At 60.2% G+C, this 15,494-nt stretch carries 14 protein-coding genes; all 14 read right to left on the bottom strand.

Translation table 11 applies throughout. The features are described 5' to 3' along the window. Nucleotide 1: 1 nt before the first annotated feature. Complete coding sequence (gene trbG / locus CSC67_RS09375) at nucleotides 2-994, bottom strand: P-type conjugative transfer protein TrbG (RefSeq protein ID WP_118994244.1); 993 nt, start codon at nucleotides 992-994, stop codon at nucleotides 2-4. Beyond that, on the bottom strand, nucleotides 991-1,695 hold the full coding sequence (gene trbF / locus CSC67_RS09370; RefSeq protein WP_118994243.1) for a conjugal transfer protein TrbF: 705 nt from the start codon (nucleotides 1,693-1,695) through the stop codon (nucleotides 991-993). The genes trbG and trbF overlap by 4 nt, the downstream gene beginning before the upstream one ends. 11 nt (nucleotides 1,696-1,706) lie before the next feature. After that, nucleotides 1,707-2,954: a P-type conjugative transfer protein TrbL gene (gene trbL, locus CSC67_RS09365; RefSeq protein WP_118994242.1), complete on the bottom strand. Its 1,248-nt coding sequence runs from the start codon at nucleotides 2,952-2,954 to the stop codon at nucleotides 1,707-1,709. Nucleotides 2,955-2,970: 16 nt separating this feature from the next. Next, the gene (gene trbJ, locus CSC67_RS09360) at nucleotides 2,971-3,711 is read right to left on the bottom strand and encodes a P-type conjugative transfer protein TrbJ (protein WP_118994241.1); all 741 of its coding nucleotides are present in this window, start codon (nucleotides 3,709-3,711) and stop codon (nucleotides 2,971-2,973) included. Beyond that, complete coding sequence (gene trbE, locus CSC67_RS09355; protein WP_118994240.1) at nucleotides 3,708-6,164, bottom strand: conjugal transfer protein TrbE; 2,457 nt, start codon at nucleotides 6,162-6,164, stop codon at nucleotides 3,708-3,710. Before trbE ends, trbJ begins: the two co-directional genes overlap by 4 nt. A 12-nt stretch (nucleotides 6,165-6,176) precedes the next feature. Next, entirely contained in the window at nucleotides 6,177-6,461 is a 285-nt protein-coding gene (locus CSC67_RS09350; RefSeq protein ID WP_118994239.1) for a VirB3 family type IV secretion system protein, read from the bottom strand. Then, complete coding sequence (locus CSC67_RS09345) at nucleotides 6,458-6,835, bottom strand: TrbC/VirB2 family type IV secretion system protein (protein WP_118994238.1); 378 nt, start codon at nucleotides 6,833-6,835, stop codon at nucleotides 6,458-6,460. The genes CSC67_RS09350 and CSC67_RS09345 overlap by 4 nt, the downstream gene beginning before the upstream one ends. Then, on the bottom strand, nucleotides 6,832-7,902 hold the full coding sequence (gene trbB, locus CSC67_RS09340) for a P-type conjugative transfer ATPase TrbB (RefSeq protein ID WP_118994237.1): 1,071 nt from the start codon (nucleotides 7,900-7,902) through the stop codon (nucleotides 6,832-6,834). The genes CSC67_RS09345 and trbB overlap by 4 nt, the downstream gene beginning before the upstream one ends. After that, nucleotides 7,899-8,363, bottom strand: coding sequence for a ribbon-helix-helix protein, CopG family (locus CSC67_RS09335; protein ID WP_118994236.1), 465 nt, complete (start codon nucleotides 8,361-8,363; stop codon nucleotides 7,899-7,901). Before CSC67_RS09335 ends, trbB begins: the two co-directional genes overlap by 4 nt. Next, entirely contained in the window at nucleotides 8,360-10,375 is a 2,016-nt protein-coding gene (locus CSC67_RS09330; protein ID WP_118994235.1) for a conjugal transfer protein TraG, read from the bottom strand. The genes CSC67_RS09335 and CSC67_RS09330 overlap by 4 nt, the downstream gene beginning before the upstream one ends. A gap of 233 nt (nucleotides 10,376-10,608) precedes the next feature. After that, nucleotides 10,609-10,875 (bottom strand): EexN family lipoprotein, encoded by a 267-nt coding sequence (locus CSC67_RS09325; RefSeq protein WP_118994234.1) that lies wholly within the window; start codon nucleotides 10,873-10,875, stop codon nucleotides 10,609-10,611. A 32-nt stretch (nucleotides 10,876-10,907) separates the two neighbouring features. Continuing rightward, complete coding sequence (locus tag CSC67_RS09320; RefSeq protein WP_118994233.1) at nucleotides 10,908-11,813, bottom strand: LysR family transcriptional regulator; 906 nt, start codon at nucleotides 11,811-11,813, stop codon at nucleotides 10,908-10,910. A gap of 97 nt (nucleotides 11,814-11,910) precedes the next feature. Continuing rightward, the gene (gene lnt / locus CSC67_RS09315; protein ID WP_118994232.1) at nucleotides 11,911-13,509 is read right to left on the bottom strand and encodes an apolipoprotein N-acyltransferase; all 1,599 of its coding nucleotides are present in this window, start codon (nucleotides 13,507-13,509) and stop codon (nucleotides 11,911-11,913) included. Between the two features lie 571 nt (nucleotides 13,510-14,080). Further along, nucleotides 14,081-15,448: a dihydrolipoyl dehydrogenase gene (locus CSC67_RS09305; RefSeq protein ID WP_118994231.1), complete on the bottom strand. Its 1,368-nt coding sequence runs from the start codon at nucleotides 15,446-15,448 to the stop codon at nucleotides 14,081-14,083. Nucleotides 15,449-15,494 lie beyond the last annotated feature (46 nt).

Here is a 15,494-nt window from a genome sequence, read left to right as displayed (position 1 = left end):
CTCAGTTCCTCCGCGCCACGCCATCGGTACGCTCTATGCGCACCACGTCGCCTCGATCACCACCCAGGCGCAGTTCGGCTGCGCCAAAGAGTCGATCCACGATGTAGTACGGCGAACGGAAGCGATAGTTGACCAGTTGACCGTCGCCCTCAGCACCGATCACAAAGAGCGGTGGCAGCTCCCCTTGAGCAATCCCTGCAGGAAACTGGATATAGACCTTCTGTCCGTCATCAAAGGCGCGCAGCGGCTTCCAGGGCGGATTGCTGCCGCTGACTGCATACCGAAAGCGCAGGCTCTCCAGCGCCAGCCCGGTATCGACGGACGCGCCAGCCTGCGCGGCCCGGTTCTGGCGGTGCAAGGCTAGCATCCGATCCTTCGGGTACTCCCAAGACACCGACGCCATCCATGTCTTTTCGGTGGACGTCAGTTCCAGCAGATAGGTTCGGCGATTGGTGGTAATGACGAGGTTCGTTTTCAGGCCTGAGCGGATAGGCTTGACCAGCACATTCACGCGCAAGTCCGCGCCGCTGCCGCTGGACGTGTCGCCCACGATCCAGCGCACGGTGTCGCCGGCTGCCACCGTCACCAGCTCCTCGCCGGGCTGCAGCGCAATCACCGTTACGCGGCCCACGCCGGTATAGACCTGATAAAGCGCCCCATCGCTATAGGGCCAGACCTGAATGGCATTGACATAACCTTCGCGTGTGGGCGCAATCCGCGCTTCGGCATTGGCGCGGGACACCCGGACGGTTTCATCGGTGGGTTCGGGCGTGGACTTGCCCGCATCCGTGTCCGGCAAGGGTTTCAGTTGCGCCGGCAGCGCCAGCGGTTCGGGCACGGCAATCACTTCGACCGGGCTGGGTGGTTCGGGCAGCAGCTCGGCGGCTACCGGCTCATCGAGCGAAATGGCTGGTGGTGGCTTGCCGTGCGTAGCGCACCCAGCGAGGATGATCAGGGTTAAGGGGGCAACCCACATGCGGACAACATTAATCATGGCTGTGCTCCTTCCGACACGTTCAAATCTCGACTCCAGGACAATCCATGGACATACAGGCCCAAGGAATTCTTTCTCAGTTCGTCCTCTGTTTTCGGCGCCTTATGGACAAGCGTGATGACGGCAGACCAGCGCTGCGTGGACGCAAGAGCGCCGTTGGCGTAGTGCCGTTCAATCCAGCGAATGTTGAAGGTCATGTCGCTGGCTCGAACCACGCTATAGACCTCCACAGTTGTGGACTCCTTACCCACTTTTGCGAAAGGACTGTTCTGCCGTGCATATTCGTTCAGCACGGCGGCACCGCGATCCGTCGTGTAGCGGTAGGCCTCAAGCCAGCTTTCCCTCACGACCACGGGGTCAATAGAAAGCGAGCGAACAAGCTTGATGAAGCGTTCAAGATGCGTAACGATCTCAGCCTCCTTCGGGCTGTAGGGTTCTGTAGCTTTGCCGACCGCCCGCGTATTCCCCAGGCTATCGACCTCCACTACATAGGGAACGATCGTGGACTGCATCGAGCGCCACACCAGGCCACCGGCCATGAATAGCGCGAGCAGCAGGCAGCCGAAGGCCATAAGCCGCCAGTTTTTGGCCTGTACGCGAGCCGAACCGATCCGGTCATCCCAGACCTGGGCGGCGGATTGATATGGGGTTGCAGGTTGCGGTGTCTCGGCATAGCGCACCTGCGGTCGTTTGAAACGCATGGTTGTTCTCCTTATGAATCGGCATCACGAAGGCTCGGACCTTGGCCCGTGCCGCCGCCATCCCCACCGCGTAGAGCATGGGCGGCAGTCGTGGCGGCTTGCGTCAGTTGTTGTCTGCGGTGCAGGCGCTTGGCCCAGGCCGGTTGTGCGGTGCCGGCTGGTTCAGATGACGCAACACCGGACGCACCTATCCCGGCGCCAGAAGCGGAAGTCACCCCCGCCGCTCCTTTAAGGCCGCTACCCGCTGTAGGACCTGTCTGAGAGGCCGACCGGATGCTGCCCACACTTGAACCGATGGAGCGCGCTGCGCCGGATGTCATGCGGACGGCACCCGGGACCATGCGCGCGCCTGCCGCCACCGCACCACCCACCCCTGTGGCGGCCGCACCGATGGCAACCGCAGTCCCGACAGCACCCACGGCGGCACCGGCCATGGAGCCCGCGCCCAACTGCGGCCCGCCGGAGACAAGCCCCGTAGCGATGCCCGGCCCGAATATTCCTAGCGCCAGCAAAGAGAGCGAGGCCAGCATGATGACCAGCGCATAGTCGATGGACGGCTCATCGGGATGCACCTGGAACTCGGCAAACAAGCCGCTGCCAATGCCGACGATCACGGCCAGCACCAGCACCTTTACCCCTGAAGACACCACATTGCCCAGTACCTTCTCAGCAAGGAACGAGGTTTTGTTCCAGAGGGCAAACGGCACCAGCACAAAGCCGGCAAGCGTGGTCAGCTTAAACTCGATCAACGTCACAAAAAGCTGGATGGCGAGCACGAAGAAGCTCAGCACCACCACCATCCAGGCCAGGAACAGCACCACGATGGGGTCGATGTTGGCGAATACTTGGGGAAAGCCCGCCATGTCGCCGATTTGCTCCAGAATCGGCGCGGCGGCATCAATGCCGGTCTTGGCCAGCCGCCCTGGCTGCAGAAAGTTACCCATGCTCAACGACGAGCCCGAGGCCATCAGCCCCAATCCCGCGAACGAGCGGAACAGGATCCCAGCCAGCGCGTTGAAATTGCCGATAATGTAGGCAAAGGCGCCGACGTAAAGCACCTTGCGCAGCAGCTTGGCGATCACGTCATCGCCCTGGCCGCTGGCGTGACCCATTGCCCAATACAGGCCGGCCAGCGTCATGTCGATGACAACTAGGGTGGCGGTGAGAAACGCCACGTCGCCTTGCAGCAGCCCGAACCCCGAGTCGATGTACTGCGCAAAGGTAGCGAGAAAACGGTCGATCACCGCCACGTCGTTCATGGCTCAAGCGCTCCGGTCAGTTGCCGTAGAAGGTCACGGCCTGTGGCGTGTATGGCGTGCCGCTGCCCTGGAAGCGCCGCCGTACTTCACGGGCGCGCTCGGTCACGGCGGCTTGCTGGGCCAGCTCCAAGGCGGCAGCCCGATCCTGGGTAATCTGAAGCTGCTGCGCCTGAATGCTCTGTTTGGCCTGTAAAGCCAGAAGCTGGTTGGTCGCCTGCATGGCCTGCAACGCGCCTTGCGCCGACTGGCTTTGGTTCACCAGATCTGCCAGCGCGCTTTCATCGTCGCGCAGGTTCTGCGAGGCTTGCGCCTGCACCCGCATGGCCGTGTACAAGCCATTAAGCGTGTTCTGCCAGCGCGCCCGCGCATCCTGAGCCATACTGTCGCCGCTGACAGTTGCGGCGTACTGGTCGGGATACAGGCGGGCGAATTCCTGATCCATGTGCGCCACCTCGTAACTGAGCCCCTGCGCCTGGCCGATCAAACGGTCGGTGGCGGCCAGCGCGGTACGCAGACGGTTCACGACGTTGAAATCCAGGCTCGCCAGATTACGTGCCTGATTCATCAACATCTGCGCCTCGTTCTGAAGCTGGCTAATCTGGTTATTGATCTGCTCCAACGTGCGGACGGCAGTCAGCGTATTTTGCGTATAGTTGGACGGATCAAAGACCGTTTTCCAGGCCCAGGCGGGCGAAACAGCGAGTAACGACATCGAAAGCACGACGGCAAGCGATACGGATAGCGCGCGGGTTTTCATGGCAGGTTCTCCAGGGATGAAGGGGAAAGCTCGGGAACGGGCGAGAGACCGGGAAAATCGGGCAGCAGATCGGCAGCCCAGCCCAGACCGCGATGGCGCAGCCAAGCGCCCGCAAAGCCGGGGACCCCAGCGTCTAGCAGGATTCGGTCGATGTCGCGCTGGTCTTGCGGGGTGGACACCCCCGCAAAGGCCAGCGTCGCCGGTCCCAGGTCAAGGTCGAACAGACGATTGCCCAGACGCGATTGGTAGTAGTAGTCGCGCTTGGGTTGGGCGGTGGCGACAATCTCGATCTGTCGGCTATTCAGGCCAAAGCCTTCGTAGATCGTGCGAATCTGCGGTTCGGTCGCCTGTGGATTGGGCAGGAAGATGCGGCTGGAGCAGCTTTCGATGATGGCTGGCGCGATGCTCGAATCCTTGATATCAGCCAAGCTTTGCGTGGCAAAGATGACGCTGACATTCTTTTTGCGCAGGGTCTTCAACCACTGCCGGATACGAGCGGCAAAGGACGGTTCATCGAGAAACAACCATGCTTCATCTAGAATCAGGAGGGTGGGAGCACCATCGAAGCGTTCATCAAACCTGGCAAACAGATAGCGCAGCACCGCCTGCACGGCGGCCGGACTGTGCATCAATTCTTCCATCTCGAAGCCCTGCACGTCGGCCATGCCCAGCCGGTCATGGTCGGCATCCAGCAGCTTGCCGTGTGAGCCGCCCAGGACATAGGGCGCAAGCGCTTGGCGCAATGTGTTCGATTGCAGCAGCACGGAAAAACCCGTCAACGTGCGCTGCTCCACCGGCGCACCTGCGAGGCTCCCCAGCGCCGACCAGATGGCGACTTTATCGTCGGGGCTGACGGCCATGCCTTCGTGCAGCAAGCGACCTTCGATCCATTCTGCGGCCCAAGTGCGGTAGCCGTCGTGGTCAATGCGCGCCAACGGCTGAAAGGCAATCTCACCATCATTGCCAAGGTCATAGTGCTCCCCGCCCAGGCCCAAGATGGTGGCGCGCATTGAACGGCCCATGTCGAAGGCGAAAATACGTGAACCGCGATAGCGGCGAAACTGCTTGGCCAGGACGGCCAGCAGCACCGACTTGCCCATGCCGGTCGGTCCTGCGACCAGGGTGTGGCCCACGTCGCCGATATGCGTCACCAGCCGGAATGGTGTGGCGCCTTCGGTGCGCGTGATAATCAGCGGGGGGCCGTCCAGATGGTTGTTTTTCTCCGGTCCAGCCCACACTGCTGATACCGGCATCATGTGCGCCAGATTCAATGTAGACACAATCGGTTGCCGTACATTTGCGTAGGCGTTGCCGGGGATGGACGAGAGCCAGGCATCCACAGCATTCAGCGTCTCAGGAATCGTCACAAAACCCCGGCCCTGGATGACGCGTTCAATCATGCGCAGCTTTTCATCGGCCGCAGCGGGTTCGGCATCCAGCATCGTCACGGTAGTGGTGACGTAGCCAAAGGCGACTTGATCACTGCCCAACTCCTGCAAGGCAGCATCTGCATCGGCGGCCTTGTTGCTGGCATCGGTATCGACCAGAGGCGACTCCTGCTGGAAAATCGTTTCCCGCAGCAGCGCCACGACATTTTTGCGCTTGGCGAACCACTGACGACGTAGGCGGCGCAGCTCCTTTTCCGCCTCGGCTTTGTCCATACAGATGAAGCGCGTACTCCAGCGATAGGCAAAACCAAGCCGGTTAAGGTCATCCAAAATGCCCGGCCAGGTGGACGTCGGGAAGCCCCGCACCGATACCACGCGCAGATGTGCGTCGCCCAGTGTCGGTGCCAGCCCACCCACCAGTGCGCAATCGCTCAGCAGCGCATCCAGATGGAACGGCACTTCCGGCACACCGATGCCGTAACGCCGTGTCGAGATGGTGGAATGCAGGTACGCGAGCGTCTGGCTGTCATCCAGCCAGCCGATTTCTGGCATCACGCTATCAAGTAGATCAAAGACGCGATCCGTTTCCGCTACGAATGCGGCCAGCCGCTCACGCCAGTCCACGCCTTCGGCGGGACGGTTCTCATAGAGCAGCCCCGCTGCGCGGGCGCGAGACTCCTCGGGTGGGAGGAACACGAACGTCAAGTAATAGGCACTCTCGAAGTGATTCCCAGCCTCTTCGAAGGCGGCGCGGCGCTCCTGATCGACCAGCCAGGACAGGGCTTCAGGAAAGTCCGAATGGGGGTAGCCCGCCGCCGGGCGGCGCTCGGCCTCAATGAAAAGCGCCCAGCCCGACCCCAGGCGCCGTAGTGCATTGTTCAAGCGCGCCGTCGTGGCGATCAGCTCGCTTTGGGTCGCGCTATCCAGATCAGGTCCGCGAAAACGAGTCGTGCGCTGAAAGGAACCATCCTTATTCAGCACGATGCCCGGCGCAACCAATCCGGCCCAGGGCAGCCAGTCTGCCAGCAAGGCGGGACGCTGGCGATATTCGGCAAGGTTCAGCATGACGGTATCCTCTTATACGTCCAGCAACGATTTGTGCTTAATGTGGCGCGCGAACACCTGCATGAACTGCGGGTCCAGCCGCGCGCCCCAGACCGCCAGAGAGTGGCCGACGATCCACAGCACGACGCCCGGTATCCACAATTGCAGACCCAGCCCCACGGCAGCCGCCAGCGTGCCGTTGGCAATGGCCACGGTGCGCGGTGCGCCGCCCAGCAGGATGGGTTCGGTCAGCGAGCGATGCAGCGGAATTTCAAAGCCGGACGCGAAGCTCGATGCGCCTTTGGTGTCGACACTCATACGACGGCCCCGCCCGAGAACGAAAAGAACGACAGGAAGAACGAAGATGCGGCGAACGCGATGGACAGACCAAAGACAATTTGAATCAGTTTGCGAAAGCCTCCGCTGGTGTCACCAAAGGCGAGCGCCAGCCCCGTGGCGATAATGATGATGACCGCCACAATGCGCGCCACCGGCCCTTGAATGGACTCCAGAATGGATTGCAGCGGCCCTTCCCAGGGCATGGAGGAACCAGCGGCGTGTGCTGCGCCGGCCAGGAGCATCAACATCATGGCCAGCAGCAACCCTTGCGCGGCAGGCCGGACAAGCAGACGCAGGCGGTTCATAGTAGAAAGCGGAATCACGGAAATACGAAATACATCAGCAGGCGTCATGGCAGTTCTCCAACGGAATCAGGGGATGGGAAGATCGCCGCAGCGGGTGCGGCATCGGAAATAGGTGACGGTGCAGAAAGCGGCGTCTCCAGCGCATCCCCCAGGCGATAGCCCGCCGCATCGAAACCCATGACACGGGCAATGCTTTCGACGCGGCGCTTACGGCCCCGTCCGGCGATGTGGATCACGACGTTGACCGCCTCGGCGATGAGCGCACGCGGCGGGTTCACCGCGACTTCCAGAATCAGTTGCTCCAGGCGCAGCAGCGCACCCAAGGCGGAGCCAGCATGGATGGTGGCGATACCGCCGGGATGGCCGGTGCCCCAGACCTTGATGAGATCCAGGGCTTCGCCGCCGCGCACTTCGCCAACCACCACGCGGTCGGGGCGCAGACGCATGGTGGCGCGCACCAGCTCCTGCATCGACACGACCCCGGCGCGGGTGCGCAGTGGCACGTGGTCACGGGCCGCGCATTGCAGTTCAATGGTGTCTTCCAGCACCAGTACGCGGTCGCCCGTGGCGGCGATCTCGGCCAACAAGGCGTTGGCAAGCGTGGTCTTGCCGGTGCTGGTGCCGCCGGCGATCAGGATGTTCTGCCGCTCACGTACCGCAAGCCGCAGAAACCCGGCCTGATCAGCGGTGACGATGCCGTCGGCCACATAGCGATCCAGGCTGAGGATGCTCACCGCCCGCTTGCGTAGCGCAAAAGCCGGGCCGGGTGCGGCGGGCGGCAAGATGCCCTCGAAGCGCTCGCCTGTTTCGGGCAGTTCAGCGCTCAAGAGCGGCTGGCCGCGATGCACTTCCGCGCCAACGTGCGTCGCGACCAGCCGGATGATGCGCTCGCCATCGGCTTCGGACAGCTCGACGCCCAACGGCGTGCGGCCCGTAGAGAGCCGATCCATCCACAGGCTGCGGTCGGGGTTGAGCATGATTTCCACCACGTCCGGGTCTTCCAGCGCGGCGGCGATCAGCGGCCCCATTGCTGTGCGCAGCATCTGGATGCGGCGGTCCAGCGATGTGGACGCGGACGAACGAGGTTCATGCAAGGACTGCGGCGCGATAGTCATGAGACACGCTCCTGCGCTTCGAAATGCGCTGGCGCGTCGTCCATACGTATCGGCTCGGGGTGCAACTCATCCACCACGTCGCGCACCAGGCTGCGACCGCGCAGCAGGTGGCGGCCAAGCTGTTCGACGAATTGCTCAAAGCGCGCCTTGCCCTGCGCACGGGCCGCATCCTGATGGGCTTCGGGCACCGGCGTGCTGACCGTCAGGTAGTAGCGCACGAACAGCGCCAGCGTTTCGATCTGGATATTCTGGTCACGCTCCAAGCGCTCGAACTGGCGTGACAGGCGATCCAGGCGCTTGGCCATCGCCGCTTCGCGCTGGTCGCCGGCATCGGGCGAGAGCCACGAAGCCAAGGCGGCGGCGACGATGGACGATTTGGACACCCCTTTCTTGGCGGCCAGCTCGTCCAGGCGCTTGGCGTGTTCAGGGTGGATGAAGAGATTCAGGCGATATCGGCTCATAACTGGATTCCGTCATCAGGGTCGAGGACAGCCAGCCGCGCCACGCGCTGCATGGCCGGATCAAGCTGGCTGGGAAGAACAGGCGCCAGATCGTCGTCATCGAGCAGCGCCAGGTCGCTGGCGGGGTACTCTGGCTGCGGGCTGTAGGTGGCGGCTTCGTCTAGCTCGGGCCGATGGCGCGGGCCGCCGTCATCGGCCACGCCCGCCATGCCATCGCCACCCGCCGAGGCGGGCGCAACGGGAACAGCCGGAATCGACAGACCGCTCCAATCATCGGGACGGGCCGGCGGTGCATCCGCATAGCGCCCGGCGGCAAGTACCGGCGGCGCCAGCACGCGATGCTTGAAATTGGCATCCAGGTAGTAGCGCAGCTTCTTAGCCTTGATCGGCGCCACGCTGGAAACCATCACCACCGCCTCATCGGGAGGAAGCTGCATGACTTCGCCGGGGGTCAATAGCGGCCGCGCTGTTTCCTGGCGCGACACCATCAGGTGCCCCAACCAGGGTGCGAGCCGGTGGCCCGCATAGTTACGCTGGGCGCGCAGTTCGGTGGCCGTACCCAAAGTTTCGGAAATCCGCTTGGCGGTACGCTCGTCGTTCGTGGCGAAGGTCACGCGCACATGGCAGTTATCCAGAATGGAATGGTTCTGGCCGTAAGCCTTGTCGATCTGGTTGAGCGACTGCGAGATCAGGAAGCTGCGGATGCCGTAACCGGCCATGAAGGCCAGCGCCGTCTCGAAGAAGTCCAGGCGGCCCAGGGCCGGGAACTCATCGAGCATCAGCAGCAGCTTGTGGCGGCGAGCGATGCCGTCGGAACCGTCCAGCGATTCCGTCAGCCGCCGCCCGATCTGATTGAGAATCAGGCGAATCAGCGGCTTGGTGCGGCTGATGTCGGACGGCGGCACCACCAGATAGAGCGACACGGGATGGTCGGCAGCGATCAGGTCGGCAATGCGCCAGTCGCAGCGTGAAGTGACTTCGGCCACCGTGGGGTCGCGGTACAGGCCGAGGAACGACATCGCGGTGGACAGCACGCCCGAGCGTTCGTTATCCGACTTGTTGAGCACTTCACGCGCGGCGGAGGCCACCACCGGATGCGGTCTGCCTTCATCCCCATCCGTGCCCAGGTGCGGGGTCGTCATCATCCGATGCAAGGTCAGCTCGAACGGGCAGGCCGGGTCGGACAGAAAGTTCGCCACGCCGCGTAGCGTCTTGTCTTCGCCCGCATAGAGCACATGCAGGATGGCGCCCACCAGCAGCGCATGACTGGTTTTCTCCCAATGGTTGCGGCGCTCCAGCGCACCTTCGGGATCGACCAAGATGTCCGCGATATTCTGCACATCGCGCACTTCATGCGCGCCGCGCCGTACTTCCAGCAGCGGGTTGTACCCTGCGGATTGGCTATCTGTGGGGTTGAACAACAGGCAGTGCGAGAAGCGCGCGCGCCACCCGGCCGTGATCTGCCAGTTCTCGCCCTTGATGTCGTGAATGACGGCCGACGCCGGCCAGGCGAGTAAGGTGGGCACCACCAGGCCCACGCCTTTGCCCGAGCGCGTGGGCGCGAAGGCCAGCACATGCTCCGGTCCTTCGTGGCGCAGGTACTGCCCCTCGTGCTGACCGAGGAAAACGCCAACGGGTTGGGTCAGTCCGGCTTCACGGATGTCGCTCGTCTCGGCCCAGCGAGCTGAACCGTAGGTGGTGACCATCCGTGCCTGGCGCGAGCGCCAGATCGACATGCCGATGGCAACCACCACGGCAATCAGGCCGCTGCCGCCCGCGATCAGACCACCGATATTGAAAACCTCGGAGGCATAGGCGTCGAAGAAGAACCACCACTCGAACAGTTTCCAAGGGAGATAGATCGGCGTGCCGTAGACATCGAACCAGGGCGAACCCAGGCGTAGCTGATAGCCCAGGGCGGCGGCTGTCCATTGTGTGGCACTCCACACTCCGGCGATCACGATGCCGAATACGACGGCGATCTGCCCGAACAGCACGTTCGTCCCTTGCATAGCCTGGCCTCCGATGTCTCCTGCGCTGATTCCTCAAAAAGGCGGCACGTGGGTGTGCCTGCCATATGAGGATCGGTGCCGGGCCAGTGCAGGTCAAAGACTCTTATCGGGACAATGCTGACGAAAAAAGCATCAATTCATATAGGAGCGAATACAAGAAAAAAGCCGCAGGCGTGGGCGCGCTGCGGCGTGTTGGCAAAGAAAAACGGGATTTGTCAGAAAATGCCGACAAATCAGAACTTGGGTGGCGTATCCGATGGGGTGTAAGGTACAGTGCCGTCACCGTAGAAGCGCTGGCGCGTTGCTTGAGCCACCCGGTCACACAGTAGATCTCCCATATTGGTACGATCTGTTTTGCACTGCTCGCGTAGCTCTTTTAACGTCGTCGGGTCGGCAGCCAACTCCTCTACAGTCGCGACATCCGGTTTCTGTTCGGGTATTTCTGATTGGCCGCAACCGCTTAGTGTGGCTACCAGAAGAATAAGGGTGACTCGTTTCATGGCTCTATCTGCTCCTTAGAGTCGACTTCAGATTACATCGGCTTGAACTGACGGAGTATGTCAATAGCCTGCACGCGCTTGATAAAGCGGGACAACTCATCAGAAACATCATCATCCCGACGCAGCAGGTACGTCATCAACATCGGCGGGCGGCCCGCTAGCGGCCGTGCCACTATACCTGGCTCCCGGCTTGCAGCAATATGTGGGGCGCTAGCTAGGCTAAGTGCAAAACCCGCCGACACCAATGCCATCATCAGGTCGTAAGATGCAACTCGCTCTGCGATTAGAGGCTCTACTTCGGCCTGCCGCAACACCCGGTCTATTTGACGGGAGAACCCTTCACATGCCAAAGGATCACACAGCACAAGTGGATACCGCAGGACTTCACTCAAAGGAATTCGCTTATAACTCAGCAACGGATGTCTCGCCGGCACGGCTACCATCAGCGGGTCGCTCCATACCGGTTCGGCAACTATGCCATCTCCAACCTCATTGGATTGTGCAAGCCCCACATCGTACAAGTCTTCTTGCAGCCCTTTGAGCTGCTGCGACACAGGCACCTCGAATAGGCGGATTTCAACTTGAGGCTCCTCCTGGCGGCAGAGCGCTAACAAGGCCGGTAAGCGTAATGGAGTAATGCCATCGGATAACGCGAAGCGCAATTGACCGTAGAAGCCATTGGCCGCCGCTTTGACACTGTCTCTGGCTTGCTCTAAGGAGACGAAGACTCGTTGTGCATGCTCCAAGAACAGCAGCCCCGCCCGGGTCAGTCGAGTGCTTCGTGTAGTTCGAGCGAATAACACAACACCCAACTCATCTTCTAGTTCTTTGATAGCGCGCGACAGGGGTGACTGCTCGATGTGGAGCCGCTCCGCGGCGCGTGCAAAATGGAGCTCTTCAGCAACCGCTAGAAAGCAACGCAGATGACGCAGTTCCACCGCACTCTCCATTAATTAGCTTGACCTGATCCCACGAGCACTTAGCAAATGCCGTAGCTCGTTAGAGGTGTTTTCCCCACCATCGATGACCGGTTTCTCAAATGCCTCCGTTACTTCCGCTGCTGGACTGCAGCGCATTCGAGTGCCACATGCTCGACAAGCGACGGCTATAACGACATCGGACAGCAATCACCAGAAATACCGCTACCAACATCAGCACGGGGCTATCGCCGAAGCGGGTATACGGGGTTAGGCCCGTCATACCTTGCACCGTGACCGGCAGCACGCCAGAGCGGTGTGGGGGCAATGCGGCCAGAACACGGCCATGCGGATCAATAGATGCCGTAATGCCGGTGTTGGTGGAAGTCACCATAGGTCGAGCAGTCTCAATGCTGCGCAACCGGCCGATTTGTAGATGCTGGCGAAGTGCCCACGTATCACCGAACCAGCCGAGATTGCTTATGTTGACGATAACGCTCGCACCTTCGTCGCTGCCGGAGCTCGCGAGTAACGCCGGTAGAATTTCCGGCCCGAAAACGTCCTCATAGCAAATGTTGAAGGCCAGTTGCTGCTCGCCTACCGTGAACGGAGTCTGTCGGATAGGACCGCGGTCGAACTCGCCCATGGGTATGTCGAGCATCTGCACGAACCACTCAAAGCCCGGTGGTACATATTCGCCCCATGGTACCAAGTGGCGCTTATCATATCGCTGCGGCATCGTGCCTTCTATCAACTGCTGCACCGGCGTACTAGCGTCAAAACCAATTGCACTATTGGTATACCGAAACTCTCCGTTCGTTTGTGCGATTCGAAGAGGCGCCCCCATAGCAATCGTACTGTGCTGGCGCTCGGCAACGTCGCGCCACGCTTTCCAGACATGGGCTTCGAGCTGGTCCTGGAATACTGGTAGTACGGTCTCAGGCAGCACGATTAGATCGGGAACTGGTTCGTCAGGAAGAGGCGGTTTCGTCGCAAGCTGCAAGTGCCTGGCAATGCCCAGTTCAAGCAATGCCGGATCAAACTTCTGAGACTGCTTAATATTTCCTTGAACTAGCCGAATATTCAATGGCTTACCTTCGGCCGAAGCCCATTCGACATGAGTCAAAAGCTCGCCCACGCCGACGACGACTACCAGCGCAGACAGCGTGAAAATGGCAGGCCGGCGCAAAGAAGTAGGAGACGAACAAAGAGCGGCCAGTGCAGCCGCTACGAACGCAGCTGACAGCGCGGTACCATGCACGCCCAGGACTGTCGCCCATCCTGCCAGCGGGCTATCAACATGAGCGTAGCCGATATTCAGCCATGGGAACCCGGAAAAGGCCACAGCGCGCAGCCACTCCATACTTGCCCATGCTCCCGACCAAGCCAAAGCACCCATTAGGGGCGCTGTGCGTAAAGACGGTGGCCGCAGCCAAGAAAAAATTGCACATGCTATACCGGTAAATAAAGCCAGAAAGGCCGATAACGCAATTACACCAGCAGCAGCCAGCGTAGCGGAAAGACCTCCATAGTGATTCATGCTAATAAAGAGCCAGTACAAACCGACTCCGAAGCTCACCGCGCCGAACCACCAACCTCGTATGGCAGCTTGTTTAAGCGACTTGGCATCGCCAACGACACGCACAAGCACCGCCAAAGATGCGATCTGTACAATCGCCAACGACCAGGAAGGCAGCGGGCCTATCGCGAATGTCATTGCGTGTACGCCACCAGACAGGGTCAACACCGTAGCGGAACGCAAATACCCGACCGGGAAAGAGGCTGACTTTATGCTTGGGAACACGCTATGCCAGATGGACAAGCTATTACGACCGAATGTATGCCCAACCGCTTTGTTGTAGGCGAACAAGCTCAAGGACTGCGGCTCTATCCAGTAAGCGAAGCGGCTGTCGATTCTCCCTATTGATTCGAGCAAGAGTATTCGGACACACCCATGTGAACTCATCCGCATCTGGATGCGCCTCATCCAAGGCTTCGGCAACCGCCTCAGCATTAATGACGATACACACATCTGCTCCAGGATCCTCCCGTCTCAAGTTCATCGCGTTGCTGCGCGCCCGCTGAAGCGCCTCAGACGTCGGTGCGTGAAACACAACTTTCAGTTCATTATCTTGCTGCATACTGTTCATCATAATTAGGACATTAAATCGAGCAGTGGCGGCTCGAGGGCCACGCTATATATGGATTGCAAAAACTAATCCTAGAATAAAGCTAGAAATCGAACGGGCATGGACAGTCATAAGCGGCTCCTATGAATGTGGGTCACTTTAAGTACCGATTTGCTGGGACGCCGATTTCAAAGCGCTCTGCAACATCTCCTCGATGGAGGGATGGTAGTACGGCATGGTCAGTAGCTCATTGACGGTTTGCTTCGCCTGAATCGCCCATGCGAGCAGGTGCGCTATATGTTCACCTCGAGTCAGCAGCATGCTGGCGCCAAGCAAAATGCCCGTATCCGGCTCGGCATAAACTCGCAGCAGGTTATCTTGTGCACCCAGTATCTTGGAGCGACCATTGCCACTGCCTTCGGCCAACCCTATGATCGCGCCCTGCTGCATCGCGGCATCGTAGGACACCCCTACAGTGCAAACATCCGGGTCCGTAAACAAGATCGACATCGGCACTCGGCGTGAAGTACTTGGCCGCTGCTCATCGCGCAAGTAGGACAATGCGGCCTGCGCCGCCATTAGTCCTTCATCCGCTGCCTCGTGCATCAAAGCTCGGTCGGGTTGCACGTCGCCGGCAAAGAAAATCGGCACATCTGAGGCCTGCATGGTAACGGGGTCAATAGATGGCCTACCTTGATCATCCAGCGAAATTCCCGCAACCGACAGATTCAGTGCAGCAGTACTGGGAGCCCGTCCTGTGACGACCAGAAGGCGGTCCACAACGGCACTATGCTCACTCGTACGCATGAGTACCCCTTCGCCCGCCAGGTGGATTTCCACCGAGTCTCCCAGCCACATCGGCAGCTCGCTTATGAATGCTGAAATGGCCCGCTCCTGAACCATGGGATCTTGAATACCACCGATAGTATGGCGCTGATCGGCTCCTATTACTTCTACGTCTAGACGAGCGAGCGCCAAACCCAGCTCAAGGCCAACCGCTCCCATGCCAAGAATTCCCAATCGTTTCGGCAGAGACTCCTGGTCGAAAAGGGTATCGGTTGTCAGGATTCTAGTCGCAACACTTTCAAGTGCTTTGGGCACAACAGGGCTAGAACCGGTAGCGACAATAAAGGCATCGGCTTCGAGACACTCCGATCCTATCTGCAAGACGCCAGGTTCAATGAAGCTTGCTTCGGCCAGAATCAGACTATCTTTTGCCGCATTGCGCGTACGCTCCGCTGCCCCGTTGGCCAACATGTCCCGTGTCTCGCGAGCATGCTTCCACAAAGCTTGTCGTCCTCGCGGGAAGAGCACAGCGCCATCTGGCAATTGCTTTACGGTCTTCCAGCGCATACCCGCATGCAACGCAGCTTTCGACGGCATACATCCGACGCGGGCACACGTCGTGCCCAGTGGCCCTCGATCAATGAGAGCCACTTGCTTGCCTGCAGCTTTTATCGCATGGAATGCTGTGATTCCCGCAGTGCCTGCGCCAATAATGGCGACATCGATTTTCCGGTTGGGCATTGAACTCCCTTTATCCATAATTAAAGAAATGGGCGTTGAAGCATGT

The organism is Pusillimonas caeni, assembly GCF_003545815.1.
In the GTDB taxonomy this organism is placed as follows: Bacteria; Pseudomonadota; Gammaproteobacteria; order Burkholderiales; family Burkholderiaceae_B; genus Pusillimonas; species Pusillimonas caeni.
The sequence above is the reverse complement of the archived record's forward strand: the minus strand, read 5'-3'. Positions and strand labels throughout refer to the sequence as shown.

What these genes read in the sequence shown, in the direction of transcription:
- CSC67_RS09325 (WP_118994234.1), bottom strand. Translation starts at nt 10,875, where the DNA reads ATGAAACGAGTCACCCTTATTCTTCTGGTAGCCACACTAAGCGGTTGC.
- trbL (WP_118994242.1), bottom strand. Translation starts at nt 2,954, where the DNA reads ATGAACGACGTGGCGGTGATCGACCGTTTTCTCGCTACCTTTGCGCAG.
- CSC67_RS09350 (WP_118994239.1), bottom strand. Translation starts at nt 6,461, where the DNA reads ATGAGTGTCGACACCAAAGGCGCATCGAGCTTCGCGTCCGGCTTTGAA.
- CSC67_RS09335 (WP_118994236.1), bottom strand. Translation starts at nt 8,363, where the DNA reads ATGAGCCGATATCGCCTGAATCTCTTCATCCACCCTGAACACGCCAAG.
- trbF (WP_118994243.1), bottom strand. Translation starts at nt 1,695, where the DNA reads ATGCGTTTCAAACGACCGCAGGTGCGCTATGCCGAGACACCGCAACCT.
- trbE (WP_118994240.1), bottom strand. Translation starts at nt 6,164, where the DNA reads ATGCTGAACCTTGCCGAATATCGCCAGCGTCCCGCCTTGCTGGCAGAC.
- CSC67_RS09330 (WP_118994235.1), bottom strand. Translation starts at nt 10,375, where the DNA reads ATGCAAGGGACGAACGTGCTGTTCGGGCAGATCGCCGTCGTATTCGGC.
- CSC67_RS09345 (WP_118994238.1), bottom strand. Translation starts at nt 6,835, where the DNA reads ATGACGCCTGCTGATGTATTTCGTATTTCCGTGATTCCGCTTTCTACT.
- CSC67_RS09305 (WP_118994231.1), bottom strand. Translation starts at nt 15,448, where the DNA reads ATGCCCAACCGGAAAATCGATGTCGCCATTATTGGCGCAGGCACTGCG.
- trbG (WP_118994244.1), bottom strand. Translation starts at nt 994, where the DNA reads ATGATTAATGTTGTCCGCATGTGGGTTGCCCCCTTAACCCTGATCATC.
- trbJ (WP_118994241.1), bottom strand. Translation starts at nt 3,711, where the DNA reads ATGAAAACCCGCGCGCTATCCGTATCGCTTGCCGTCGTGCTTTCGATG.
- trbB (WP_118994237.1), bottom strand. Translation starts at nt 7,902, where the DNA reads ATGACTATCGCGCCGCAGTCCTTGCATGAACCTCGTTCGTCCGCGTCC.
- lnt (WP_118994232.1), bottom strand. Translation starts at nt 13,509, where the DNA reads ATGACATTCGCGATAGGCCCGCTGCCTTCCTGGTCGTTGGCGATTGTA.